Below are 12,864 nucleotides of genomic sequence, written 5' to 3'. Positions count from 1 at the left end.
CTAGCAGTTCTTAAACCATTCTTTATATCATTTTATTAATCTCTTTTTTTAATCTCTTTATTATTCTTTTCTCTAATCGAGAAATATAAGACTGAGAAATTCCAAGCATATCTGCTACTTCTTTTTGGGTCTTCTCCTCACCATTTGCTAGGCCAAACCTTAATTCCATAATTCTTTTTTCCCTTTTTGATAATCTTCCAATCGCTTGATTTAATAAATCCTTATCTACTTCTTCTTCTAAATATTTAAAGATTATGTCATTATCAGTCCCCAAGATATCAGATAATAGCAATTCATTACCATCCCAATCAATGTTAAGAGGTTCATCAAAAGATATCTCTGACTTAATCTTGCTATTTCTTCTTAAATACATCAATATTTCATTTTCAATACACTTTGATGCATATGTAGCAAGCTTGATTTTTTTGTCTGGATTAAATGTATTCACAGCCTTTATGAGTCCTATAGTACCAATAGAAACTAAATCCTCAACACCAACTCCTGTATTTTCAAATTTCCTAGCTATATAAACTACAAGCCTTAAATTTCTTTCTATTAATACAGTTCTTATAGTATCATCTTCTTTAAGATTAGACATAAGATAATTCTCTTCTTCAGGTGTGAGAGGAGGGGGTAATACTTCGCTACCTCCGATGTAAAAAATAGTTTCTTCATCATAAAGCTTTAGCTTTTTTAAAATTTTGATGTAGAATATTCTCAATGACAACTTAACCTTATCAACTAACCTCATACTTTATAACCCCCCCTTCTCAGTTAATATCTCTGGATGCAGCAAAGCAGTATATTCATCGTCACTAGAAAGATTATTATTATAAATTCCTATGACAATATCAGATATTGACTTGTCATCATCAGCCTTAATAATTATGCTATCTGGCTTAAAGCCTAGAAGCATACCATTGTCTTTCCCTAATGACTTGTAAGGAATAAGTCTAAATTTAAATTCACTTGACGTTTCAGACATAACAGCAGACACTACGTCTAAATTATTTTCTTTGTATTTAATAAATATTGTCTGAATCCGTTCAGGTAACAGATCTTTTATGGCAGAAAACTGCACAATAATAACTGGCGTTTGAGAAATTGGATCCTTTAACGAATTACCTGTATCCAATAATGCAACTATATCCGCCTTTCTATTATTCAAATTAATCGTTATAGGTATATAATTTTTGCTCTTATTCATTTTTGTCTGAATATATCCCCATGTTAACTTAATTAAAATTGAAGACATAACTACTGCAAAGATTAGAAGCTTTATTGGAAAATTTTTTATATAGAAAATTCCACTTCCAACATACGTCTCAACATCAGTTAAGTAAAATAGTGCCAAAGCAGCTCCAGCAAAAACAAAAGCAACAACATAAAAAGTTGCAAATAATTTTATAAATTTTCTTAGTTTTGCCGGATTAAATGCTACGATGATTATCAATATAGAAATAGATATTTTAACAATAAATCTTGTCATAAATCGTAGGGATGGGAAAAAAACAACTAATGTATAAAGAGCACCTATTATTGAAGCTAAAAGCAACCTAAAATTATGTGTTTTAGTTCTTGTAAAACGCTTTGTGACATATAATATTATATAGTTTATTACAATGTTTTCTAATAAAAGGTATTCAGCATAAATATACAATATATTGCCCCCTTTTATTACAAGTCCTTTCTTAATCTACTACTATTCAGTTGTCCTTGTTAATATGTCTATTATATACCATACTTTTTTAAAATTATGTCATATGCTGAAGTCGAAAAAAAAACCCTTTCTAAAATTTAGAAAGGGCTATCTATCTCTTTTTCTTAAAAATGTAGGTATATCCAAGTCGTCTGTGTCAAATTGTTTGTTATCATTTGTCACATCTTGTTTTGGCTTTTCTTCATTCTTTTCATTTTTTATAGTATTTACTATCTGTTCCTTTTTATTTGCATCAAATCCAGTGGCTATAACAGTAATTTTTAATTCGTCTTTCAAGTTTTCATCAACACCAGCACCAAATATTATATTTGCATCTGGGTCAACTGATTGCCTAATGAGATCTGCTGCTTCATTAACTTCAAACAAACCAAGGTTAGGGCCACCAGTAATATTTAATAAAACTCCTTTTGCACCTTCTATTGAGGTCTCTAAGAGTGGACTATGTATAGCTTGTTTAGCTGCTTCTGTAGCTCTGTTTTCACCACTTGCTTTACCAATACCCATATGAGCAAGTCCTTGATCTAACATGATAGTCTTAACATCCGCAAAATCAAGATTTATTAATGCTGGTACAGCAATAAGATCCGATATACCTTGAATACCTTGTCTTAAAACATCATCAGCTATTTTAAATGCATCCACGATTGATGTTTTCTTTTCAACAACTTGGAGAAGTCTATCGTTTGGTATAGTAACTAAGGTGTCAACCTTATTCTTCAATTCTTCTATTCCTTTTTCTGCATGAACCATTCTTCTTCTTCCTTCAAACATAAATGGCTTAGTCACAACACCAACAGTTAGTATTCCTAATTCCTTTGCTACTTCAGCTACAATCGGAGCTGCACCCGTACCTGTTCCACCACCCATACCAGCTGTTATAAATACCATATCTGCACCTTTCAATGCTTCTAGTATGTCATTTCTGCTTTCTTCTGCCGCTTTCATCCCAACCTCTGGGTTAGCGCCTGCTCCTAATCCCCTTGTTAGCTTGTCGCCAATCTGTACTTTGACTTCTGCCTTAGAGGAATGAAGTGCTTGTCTATCAGTGTTTATTGCTATAAATTCTATGCCTTTAACCTGATTTTCTATCATTCTATTTACTGCATTATTACCTCCGCCACCTACTCCTATTACTTTTATATGAGCGAATTGTTCCATGTCTACATCGAAATCAAACACTTTATGACCCCCTTAATTTATATCTTAAAAATATTCATCCCATACTTTCTTAAAAAACGAAGTAATTCTATTTTCATCTCTACTTTTAGTTCTAAACTTTGATTTTTTCTTTTCAACATTATTATATTCTATATAATAATTAAATCTCCTCTTTTTTACATAATTTACCATACCTACTCCACTTGAAAAAATTGGTTCTTTAACTCCTAGATTATTGGGTTGTCCAATCCTTACAGGCAGACCAAATATCCTACTACCTATTTCTTTTACTCCTCCTAGATAACTTACTCCACCTCCTGTAACGACTACACCAGCTAATATCTGATTTTTAATCCCTTTGTTAATTAATTCAGAGTGGATTATTTCAAAAATTTCACATACTCTTGCCTCTATAATTTTAGCAAGCTGTACTTCTGTTACTTTTATTTTCTCGTTAATCCCAATTGGACTTACATCAAAATAGCTTTCTTCCTTGGCCAAAGGGGTATAAGCTAAGCCAAATCTTCGCTTTATTTCTTCACTTTCTTTAGAAGAAGCTCTTAATCCTATAGATATATCATTCGTAATATGATTACCTGCTATTGGTATAATATTTGAATACACAAGTTTACCGTTATTAAATAATGAGATATCAGTCGTACCTGCTCCTATATCTACTAGTAGAACTCCAAGCTCTACCTCATCTCGTGTGAGAACTGAATTTGATGTAGCAAGGGGCTCCATTATTATTCCTAAAACTTCAAGTCCTGCTTTGTTCACACTTTTAACTAAATTTAATACTGTAGTAGTAGATCCTAGTACAATATCTACATCTGCTTCAAGTCTTATGCCTGCCATTCCTATAGGATCCGTTATTTCATCATACCCATCCACAATATACTGTGTAGGAATAATATCTATTATCTGCTGATCAGGGGGAATTGATATAATAGTAGCTGAATTGAGTACTCTTTTTACGTCTTCAAAGGTTATTTCTTTATTATCATTTGATACGGCAATTACTCCTTTATTGTTAATAATTTGAGTGTATCCCCCTGGTATATTTATATATACTTCGACAACTTCTACATTTGCCATATTTTCTGCTTGTACTAAAGCCTCGACAATGGCGCTTGCAGTAGACTCTATATCAACAACGATACCTTTTTTTATTCCATTACATTGACTTTTGCCTATTCCAATTATTTGAGCACCGCCAGTTCTATCTACATCTGCTATTATTACACATACCTTTGACGTTCCAATATCTATTGAAGCTAGTAAATCACCCATGGTTTTGCCCCCTCTAACCATTAAACAGTATCAATATATAAGTTCAATAAAACTATCAATTTTCCTCTTTTTTTGATAGGCTATGATAATTTTTGATACTATTTTACTAGCTTATATTCTTTCTATTAAAAAGATATCTACGTATTATTGCAAAATTTTGGAACAAACGTCCACCAAATGCGAATATAGCTGCATAGTATAGAGGAACTCCCAATCTATCTCCAATATAAGCTAAAAATGCTGCTAATATCGCATTGCCAAAAAAACCTGAAACAAAAATACCAGTATTAAATTTCTTTTCAAGCATAGCTCTTAAGCCGCCAAATACTGAGTCCATGCATGCCAGTATTGCTACTGATACATACAAGGAGTAACTTGGAGAATAGGTTATAGGCAAATAAATCCCAACAACTATACCTATTATGATGCCAACAAAAGCTAAAATTATCATAATCATTCACCCTCTTTTATAGGTTTTGCATATTTAAAGTTTGAACCTGTCCAGTAGTACTTCGGGACATATACATTATCTTTTATAACTGTTTCTACTTTTATTTTATATACCTCTCTTAAAATCCAACCATGACTATTAGGTGCATTTATGGCAGCATATAGCACTTTTGGATCTCCTATTGCCGTTATTACAAATGGATTAGCAGAACTTCTGTTATTTATTCTTATAATTGGTCCTCCACACTTTACTTCTGATCTGGACAGTACTCTTTGACCATTTATGCTAATAGCTTCTGCACCTGCTCTTCTTAAATCATTTAAAATTATTTGAATATCCGAGTCATGTATAATATCCTCGTTAATATTAGATCCTATTATTTCTCTATCAGCATTATCCGCAACAATAACTCTAATTCCTGGTCCTTGCACATCCTCTAATCCGGCTAAAAGTTTAGTCTCATCGATTTCTTTCTGCAATACATCTGCAGCATCACCATTGTCATCTAGTGCATCTTCAAAATCTTTTAGTTCCTTTTTCTTCTTATCAATGAGTTTATTTAAATCACTAATTTCCTTATGAACATTATCCACTTCATTTTTCATTAGCTGTATAGACTTTAACGACACTAAATCATAATCATCAATATTACGCTTCATTTGAATCGACAATAGTGTCCCTAACAAAATAGATAAAATTACCAAGGACATTTTACCATCAAATTTTTTTTTCATAAAAAACCCTCCTAAGGGCTAATCAGATATCTTTTCTACTGGTTTAGCATATCTAAATTCTTTTATCTTCTTATATTTTGGCACTACCATATTTTGCTCTTGCTTTATATGAATATTCAAATCGAACATATTCTCCATATGCCATACTAAACCGCCTTTAATTCTTAAAGCGTTTTCTAAATCATCTGATTTTCCAATCGCCTTAATTACAAAAGGAGGCCCAAATGAAACCCCGTTAATCTCCAGATGACCACCAGCTGGAACTATCTCAGTAAATCCAGTATATCTCTGGTCATTAATAGATATGGCTTCAGCTTCAGCTGCATTTAGCATACTAATTAATTGAAGTAAAAAATCGTAGTTTGATACTATAGTACTTGTTTCATCCCCATATTGTATTTCCATAGGAGGGTCATTTATTTCAATTATTACACCGGGACCCTCTACATCTTCAACCCCAGCAAGCATCCTATATTTTTCTAGGTCTTTGTATAGGTTTTCATAGTAAATACTTTTTTCTGCTTCTCCTTTTTCATACTGCTTTACTTTAGACTCAAGGCTGTCTAGTTCTTTTCTCATATTTTCCCTTTCATCTTGAAGTTTTTTATACTCTATAGCTAGCTGCTGTGCTCTTTGAGTAGGAATCATACCCTGTCCAACAGTATTTTCAACGGTTTTAAACTGAATAGCTAGTATTAGACCTAAAATAATACAAACTCCAGTTATCGCTACCTTACTCCTAATATCATTCATATAAATCCTCCTAGTTACTATCTTTTTTTATGATAGCGTTATTGCCCTTGTCTAAATAAATAGATTGACAATTTTGGTTCTTTTTTCTTAAGTCTTCTAAAATTGCTGATAGAAAACTTAATTTATATTTTACATTATCTAGGGTACCAAATGCAACTTTTGTTCCACTCTTCATTTCAATTGTGGCGTTTTGATTGTCATCAAACACAATAGTACTAATAGATTCTATCAATTTGTGCTGCTTACATATATCAAAAAAAACCTGAAATTGTTCATTAATATGTTTATCTTTGTATTCTAATATCTCACCTATTGAAGGGTTGTTAAGCTTTAGGCCTATAACTTCAGGTAGTTTGTCATCTTTTTTTACAGTTAGAATATTCAATATTCTACCTTCATCATCTACATATAAGTACGAACCAATATAGTCTATTATTAATGTCTCTTGTCTTTCTGTGATATTAATTAATATTTTATTTGGTAATCTTCTCTTAACATTTACCTGTTTTATATAAGGATGTAAAAGAAGATTCTTTTCTGCTTTCTTAACATTAATCTTAAAAATATTTTCTCCTGTTATTATTCCCGATGCCATAATTACTTTTTCATCTTCTACAACGTGATTATCTTTAACAATTATTTGAGATATATGAAAAAAGCTTGTCCTAGTAGATAAGATAAAAAAAATAGCAGCTAACAATGATAATATAACAAAAATAAGTCCCATTCTTTTTTTTCTTAACTTTTTATCAATAACACTTGTTTTTCTCATTTTACCTACCCCCAAGTATAAGCTTGTCCAATTAGGACTGAGCAGCGAAAGGCTGCTATTATATTTTAACAATATCAGCTCCTAATGCTCTTAGCCTATCTTCTATTCCATCGTATCCTCTTTCAATATGATATATATTATCAACTTCAGTAGTTCCCTTAGCAGCCAACCCTGCTAAAACAAGAGCAGCACCTCCTCTTAAATCTTTAGCTGTCACTTTAGCACCAGTTAACTCTTTTACTCCTTTAATCACAGCTACCTTTCCAACTGTTTTAATATTTGCACCCATTCTAACTAATTCTTCAACATGTTTATATCTATTTTCAAAAATAGTTTCAGTTATTATACTGGTTCCGTTGGCAGTACACAATAATGATAACATTTGCGCTTGCATATCTGTTGGAAATCCAGGATAAGGTAGGGTTTGAACAGTTTCAATTGCATTAATCTTTTTTGGCCCTATTATTTTTAAAGTAGTGCAATTATTATATATCAAGCAACCTGTTTCTCTTAGTTTGGCTATTATAGATTGAATATGATCAACTTCTATATTTTTAAGCACTACTTCTCCTCCAGTTATTGCTGAAGCAACCATATAAGTACCAGCAACTATTCGGTCTGGTATAATTGTATGCTCAGTGCTAGTGAAATTAGTTACTCCTTCTATTCTAATAACACTTGTTCCAGCTCCATATATTTTTGATCCAATAGAGTTCAAGAAATTCTGTAAATCAATTATTTCTGGCTCTCTAGCAGCATTTCTAATTACGGTTGTGCCTTTTGCTTTTACAGCTGCCAGCATTATGTTTTCTGTAGCACCAACACTAGGATAATCCAGTTGAATTTCGCAACCCTTTAACTCTTTAGCTTTGCAATAAAGGAATCCATGAGATTCTTCTATTATTGCTCCCATCTCTTTAAGTGCTTTAAGATGTAGATCAATAGGTCTAGGTCCAATTTCGCAACCACCTGGATAGCTAATCTCAACTTCCCCAAATCTACTTAACATAGCTCCCATTAAAATTATGGAAGATCTCATTTCTCTGACCAAATCCTCTGGTATACGAATCTTTGATACGGGTTTAGAATCTACAAATATTACATTATCTACTCTATTAACTTTACATCCTATAGATGAAAGTATTTGTTCCATAATTTCTACATCTCTAAGGTTTGGAGTATTAAATATAGTATTTGTATTATTATTAATAACTGTAGCTGCTAGAACAGGAAGAACTGAATTTTTAGCGCCAATTATTGATACTTCACCAACTAGCTTCTTCCCACCTTCTATAATATATTTTCCCATCATTACACCTCCAGAATATGCTACAAGCTATATGTAAAAAACAATATATACCTATCTTATGCATAATCTAAAAAGGTGTTACAACTACTTAATTATCTCTATTTTACTAAGTCTCTAACAATATTTACTATTCTTTTGTCAGCATCAACAATTCCCATCTCCTTGCTTTTTGTAGCCATTATAGACAGCTTTTTACTATCAGATAATAAATTATTTATTGTTTCAAGCAGTAATTTTCCATTTAATTCCTTTTCTAATATAACTATCCCTGCTCCATTTTTTTCTAGTGCTCTAGCATTATATTCTTGGTGATTTTCAGTAGTATAAGCTTTAGGAATTAATATGCTTGGTATTCCTACTGCAGTTAATTCTGCTATCGCAATAGCTCCTCCACTTGTAATCATTAAATCTGCTATGGATAATGCTTTTGGCATTTCAAAAAAATATGGTACAATTCTTATATTATCGTTTAACTTTCCTATTCCACTATCTTTTAGTTCCGACATAAATTTTTCATAATGTCTTTTTCCAGTTACATGCAATAGCTGTATGTTCTTGTTGTTATTAATATTTAATACTACTTCTTGCATTGCCTTATTTAAGGAACTTTGACCACCACTTCCACCAAAAGATAGTATAAAATGTTTATAAGGGTCAATTTTGAGTTCTTTATATGATTTTTCTTTATCCATATTTAATATATCTTGACGAATTGGGTTTCCTGTTATAATTATCTTTGAAGGGTCTTTAAAATACTTTTTACACTCTTCAAAGCTCCCAGCAATTCTATTAACAAATTTAGATAGTATTCTATTTGTCGCTCCAGGAAATGCGTTTTGTTCGTGTATCATAGTAGGTATTTTTTTTAAAGCTGCTAAAAATACTATTGGTCCACAAACATATCCTCCTGTACCAATAACTATGTTTGGTTTAAAATCTCTTATAACTTTATTAGCATCATTAAGCCCTAAAAAAAGCTCTTTTATTGATTTAATCGTGTCTACTGAAAGCTTTCTAGTAAACCCCTTTACTCTCACAGTTTTAAAAGCAAATCCTTCTTTTGGAACAATTTCTGCTTCCATACCTTTTTCAGTTCCTACATATAATATATCTACATCCCTATATTCCTGTTTAATCTTACGCGCTATAGCCAAAGCAGGATATATATGTCCACCAGTTCCTCCTCCAGTTATTAAAACCTTCATCTAACTCAACTCCTATCTAACTCTGTATGTCTTGATATGTTAAGCAATATACCTGCTGCAGCCATGTAAATCATCAATGATGTACCTCCATAGCTAATAAAGGGTAATGGAATCCCTGTTGGAGGTATAGACGAAGTTACTACTGCAATATGAATCATTGATTGAACTGTTATTAAAGCAACTATACCTGACGCCAGTAAGCATCCAAACAAATCCTTTGCGCCTAATGCAATCCTTATTCCTCTCCATATTACCACCAAAAACAGCAGTATTACTGTTACACATCCTAAAAAGCCTAGCTCTTCTCCTACAATTGCAAAAATAAAATCATTGTATGGTTCTGGTATGTAAAAAAATTTCTGTCTACTTTTACCCAGTCCTAATCCGAATAATCCGCCAGAGCCTAAAGCGTATAAAGATTGTACAGCTTGCCATCCTGCTCCACTCTTAACTGCAAAAGGATCAAGAAATGAAGTTACTCTTTCTAATCTATAAGGTTGAGCTATAATGGCTGCTGTCCCACCTGCTAAACCTAGAATTCCTAGCAAGGATAAGTGAAAGATTCTTGCTCCTGCAATAAATAAAACTATAAAAAGAGTTAACCCTAAAGTTGCACTAGTACTTAAGTCTTTCTGCATTAAAATCAACCCACATGATAGCCCTATTATCATAAGTGAAGGCATAAAACCCTGTCTTATGTTCTTAAGCTTATCTTTTCTCTTAGCTAAGAAGGATGCTAGAAATATTATTGATCCAAGCTTTATAGCGTCAGATGGCATAAATGTTGTAAAACCAATATCTACCCATCTTTTTGCTCCATTAAATTCAGTTCCAAGAGGTGTATATAGTAAGAAAGCCGTACCAATACATGCTATAAAAATCAATTTAGATAATCTATCTAACCTCCAATAATTAAAGTTCATGAAAAACAACATTGCAAACAATCCCAGTACACTTGATATAAGCTGCTTTCTTAAAAAATAGTACCCATCATCCATTTTATATAGTCCATCAGGCCAACTTGAACTAAACACCATGATAATGCCTATAAAAACGAGTAAAATAACTGCTATCATCAGGGTAAAATCACTGGCTTTCTTTTTTGCCATTCTCAAGCCTCCCTCATACTTCTCACTTCTCTCTTAAATACATTTCCCCTTTCTTCATAGCTATCAAACATATCCCAGCTTGCGCAAGCAGGGGAAAGTAGTACATTGTCACCACTATTTGCAATTTCAAATGATTTTTGAACTGCTTCATTAATATTTCCTACTATATATATATTATTAAAGCCCCTATTTATTGCAGCTTTCTTTATTTTTGTTGCAGTCTCACCTAATAATATTAGTGCCTTAACCTTGTTATCAAAGCTTTCGATAAACTCGTCAAATTCACTTCCTTTGTCCATTCCCCCTGCTATTAACACAATTGGACTATTAATTGCCTCTATTGCCTTAATTGAAGCATCTGAATTTGTGCCTTTAGAGTCATTATAGAAGCAAACTCCATTAATTTTCTCAACAAATTCTATTCTATGCTCTACACCTTCAAACTCTTTAAGAGTTTTCTCAATAATATTATATTTAATACCCATACACCAGCTAATAGCAACAGCAGCTAATGCATTTTCCAAGTTGTGTTTTCCAGGTATTCTTATATCACTATGTCTCATAATTTTTTCAACACATGATCCATCATTTACTACGATATAATCACCATCCAAATATACACCATGTTCTAATTTATTACTTGCACTAAAGAAAATTACATTTGACTTTACCTCTTTATAAATATCTCTTAAAGTTTGGTCATCGTAATTTAGTATTGTAAAATCATTTTTATCTTGATTTATAAATACTTTTTTCTTAGCATTGATATAATTATCATAGCTTTTATGCCAATTAATATGATCCGGAGTTATATTTGTAATAACACTTACTTTAGGCTTAAAGTTCTTTGTACTTTCAAGCTGAAAGCTACTCGCTTCTATAACAAAGATATCATTATCATTCGAGTTTACTATTTCCCAAAGTATACCTACTCCGATATTTCCTGTGACATGACAGCTCTTCTCTGCGTTTTTAAATAATTCACCAGTTAATGCTGTAGTGGTTGTTTTGCCATTAGTTCCAGTTATAGTTATAAGCGGATTTTTTGATATTCTATAGGCTAATTCAATATCTGTTATAACTTCTAAACCTTTATTTTTAGCTTCACAAATCAAAGGTATATCAAGTGGTATACCAGGACTTTTAATGATAATACTTATATCATCAAGAGCGACATCATTACTCCCTAACACATATTTAATGTCTATATCCTTTAATTCTTCAATGTATCGGCTTAGTTCTTCTTCTTTTTTCATATCTGTAATAATAATATGTGCACCAAGCTTATCTAAAGCTTTTGCAGTAGAAACTCCACTTATTGCTAAACCTAATATCAATACGTTTTTATCTTTTAACATCATTTTATCCACCTACTTTTTTAAAAATTAGCTTAGACTGTATATTCCAATTAGACATAGTATCACTGTTACAACCCAGAATACAACAACTACCTTTGTTTCCTTCCAACCTTTTTGCTCATAGTGGTGATGAAGAGGCGCCATGAGGAATACTCTCTTGCCAGTTAACTTAAATGAAGTTACCTGAATTATTACAGACAAGGTTTCTGCAAAGTATATACCTCCAACTATAGGTATTATTAAAGGTAGATTAAGTAACACAGCAACTGCTGAAACAGCTCCACCGAGGGCTAATGATCCAGTATCGCCCATAAATACCTTTGCAGGATAAGCATTGTGCCTTAAAAAACCTAGACATGCTCCAGCCAAAGCTGCAGAAAATACTGCTATGCTACTCATACCAATATTTAGTGCAACTAAACTGAAGAAAGACAAAACTATTAAAGTTACACCTGAAGCCAAGCCATCAAGACCATCAGTCAAATTAACACTATTTACCGTACCAACTACCACAAAAGCAATAAAAGGTACGTACAGCATTCCTAAATCTAGATAAGTATTGTCAAGGAAAGGTACTATTACCTTTGTTCCTAGCATTGAATTATGTGATTGATAAACAGCTAATATAACTGCTAGTACTATCTGTCCTATTAGCTTCTGGTATGCTCTTAATCCTAATGATCTTCTTAGCACTACTTTAATAAAATCATCAATAAATCCTATTAACCCAAACCCTACTGTCGACAATATAAGTATGATCATATCTTTGTTTAAAACACCTGAAGTCACAGAAGTAATTATAAGTGCAATTATCATTATTATTCCACCCATAGTAGGTGTTCCACTCTTTTTGTAGTGGGTCTTAGGCCCTTCCTCTCTAATGCTTTGCCCTACTTTTAACCTTCTGAGAACAGGAATTAATATAGGTCCTAATAATAAAGTAATAGCAAAAGAAATGACAATTACTCGTATTATATCTTTATAATCTGACATTTTTCTTCT

The 12,864-nt window shown here is 32.3% G+C and carries 13 protein-coding genes; all 13 read right to left on the bottom strand.

The annotated features are described in order from the left end of the window. Window positions 1–22 precede the first annotated feature (22 nt). Window positions 23–751, bottom strand: coding sequence for an RNA polymerase sporulation sigma factor SigE (gene sigE, locus HNR33_RS12230; protein WP_429083675.1), 729 nt, complete (start codon window positions 749–751; stop codon window positions 23–25). A gap of 3 nt (window positions 752–754) precedes the next feature. After that, window positions 755–1,660, bottom strand: coding sequence for a sigma-E processing peptidase SpoIIGA (spoIIGA, locus tag HNR33_RS12225; RefSeq protein ID WP_429083673.1), 906 nt, complete (start codon window positions 1,658–1,660; stop codon window positions 755–757). Window positions 1,661–1,807: 147 nt separating this feature from the next. Then, complete coding sequence (gene ftsZ / locus HNR33_RS12220; protein ID WP_429083671.1) at window positions 1,808–2,899, bottom strand: cell division protein FtsZ; 1,092 nt, start codon at window positions 2,897–2,899, stop codon at window positions 1,808–1,810. Window positions 2,900–2,923: 24 nt separating this feature from the next. Further along, window positions 2,924–4,171, bottom strand: a complete 1,248-nt coding sequence (ftsA, locus tag HNR33_RS12215; RefSeq protein ID WP_429083670.1) for a cell division protein FtsA — start codon at window positions 4,169–4,171, stop codon at window positions 2,924–2,926. Window positions 4,172–4,277: 106 nt separating this feature from the next. Beyond that, window positions 4,278–4,622: a small basic family protein gene (locus HNR33_RS12210; RefSeq protein ID WP_429083669.1), complete on the bottom strand. Its 345-nt coding sequence runs from the start codon at window positions 4,620–4,622 to the stop codon at window positions 4,278–4,280. Window positions 4,623–4,624: 2 nt separating this feature from the next. After that, window positions 4,625–5,356 (bottom strand): DUF881 domain-containing protein, encoded by a 732-nt coding sequence (locus HNR33_RS12205; RefSeq protein WP_429083667.1) that lies wholly within the window; start codon window positions 5,354–5,356, stop codon window positions 4,625–4,627. Window positions 5,357–5,374: 18 nt separating this feature from the next. Then, entirely contained in the window at window positions 5,375–6,109 is a 735-nt protein-coding gene (locus tag HNR33_RS12200) for a DUF881 domain-containing protein (protein ID WP_429083666.1), read from the bottom strand. Between the two features lie 10 nt (window positions 6,110–6,119). Further along, window positions 6,120–6,881 (bottom strand): cell division protein FtsQ/DivIB, encoded by a 762-nt coding sequence (locus HNR33_RS12195; RefSeq protein ID WP_429083664.1) that lies wholly within the window; start codon window positions 6,879–6,881, stop codon window positions 6,120–6,122. A 58-nt stretch (window positions 6,882–6,939) separates the two neighbouring features. Beyond that, window positions 6,940–8,190 (bottom strand): UDP-N-acetylglucosamine 1-carboxyvinyltransferase, encoded by a 1,251-nt coding sequence (gene murA / locus HNR33_RS12190; RefSeq protein WP_429083662.1) that lies wholly within the window; start codon window positions 8,188–8,190, stop codon window positions 6,940–6,942. A gap of 98 nt (window positions 8,191–8,288) precedes the next feature. Continuing rightward, window positions 8,289–9,395, bottom strand: coding sequence for an undecaprenyldiphospho-muramoylpentapeptide beta-N-acetylglucosaminyltransferase (murG, locus tag HNR33_RS12185; RefSeq protein ID WP_429083660.1), 1,107 nt, complete (start codon window positions 9,393–9,395; stop codon window positions 8,289–8,291). Between the two features lie 5 nt (window positions 9,396–9,400). After that, window positions 9,401–10,504: a putative lipid II flippase FtsW gene (ftsW, locus tag HNR33_RS12180; RefSeq protein ID WP_429083658.1), complete on the bottom strand. Its 1,104-nt coding sequence runs from the start codon at window positions 10,502–10,504 to the stop codon at window positions 9,401–9,403. A gap of 2 nt (window positions 10,505–10,506) precedes the next feature. Continuing rightward, entirely contained in the window at window positions 10,507–11,862 is a 1,356-nt protein-coding gene (gene murD / locus HNR33_RS12175) for a UDP-N-acetylmuramoyl-L-alanine--D-glutamate ligase (RefSeq protein WP_429083656.1), read from the bottom strand. Window positions 11,863–11,889: 27 nt separating this feature from the next. Next, window positions 11,890–12,855: a phospho-N-acetylmuramoyl-pentapeptide-transferase gene (gene mraY, locus HNR33_RS12170; RefSeq protein WP_429083655.1), complete on the bottom strand. Its 966-nt coding sequence runs from the start codon at window positions 12,853–12,855 to the stop codon at window positions 11,890–11,892. Between the last annotated feature and the right edge of the window lie 9 nt (window positions 12,856–12,864).

Origin of the sequence: Brassicibacter mesophilus (assembly GCF_050433385.1) — a bacterium.
GTDB classification, from domain to species: domain Bacteria; phylum Bacillota; class Clostridia; order Tissierellales; family Proteiniboraceae; genus Brassicibacter; species Brassicibacter mesophilus.
This window is presented reverse-complemented; position numbering and strand designations above follow the sequence as displayed.

Coding starts and splice junctions, on each gene's coding strand:
- sigE (WP_429083675.1), bottom strand. CDS start 751: ATGAGGTTAGTTGATAAGGTTAAGTTGTCATTGAGAATATTCTACATC.
- ftsA (WP_429083670.1), bottom strand. CDS start 4,171: ATGGGTGATTTACTAGCTTCAATAGATATTGGAACGTCAAAGGTATGT.
- HNR33_RS12210 (WP_429083669.1), bottom strand. CDS start 4,622: ATGATAATTTTAGCTTTTGTTGGCATCATAATAGGTATAGTTGTTGGG.
- HNR33_RS12205 (WP_429083667.1), bottom strand. CDS start 5,356: ATGAAAAAAAAATTTGATGGTAAAATGTCCTTGGTAATTTTATCTATT.
- HNR33_RS12200 (WP_429083666.1), bottom strand. CDS start 6,109: ATGAATGATATTAGGAGTAAGGTAGCGATAACTGGAGTTTGTATTATT.
- HNR33_RS12195 (WP_429083664.1), bottom strand. CDS start 6,881: ATGAGAAAAACAAGTGTTATTGATAAAAAGTTAAGAAAAAAAAGAATG.
- murA (WP_429083662.1), bottom strand. CDS start 8,190: ATGGGAAAATATATTATAGAAGGTGGGAAGAAGCTAGTTGGTGAAGTA.
- murG (WP_429083660.1), bottom strand. CDS start 9,395: ATGAAGGTTTTAATAACTGGAGGAGGAACTGGTGGACATATATATCCT.
- ftsW (WP_429083658.1), bottom strand. CDS start 10,504: ATGGCAAAAAAGAAAGCCAGTGATTTTACCCTGATGATAGCAGTTATT.
- murD (WP_429083656.1), bottom strand. CDS start 11,862: ATGTTAAAAGATAAAAACGTATTGATATTAGGTTTAGCAATAAGTGGA.
- mraY (WP_429083655.1), bottom strand. CDS start 12,855: ATGTCAGATTATAAAGATATAATACGAGTAATTGTCATTTCTTTTGCT.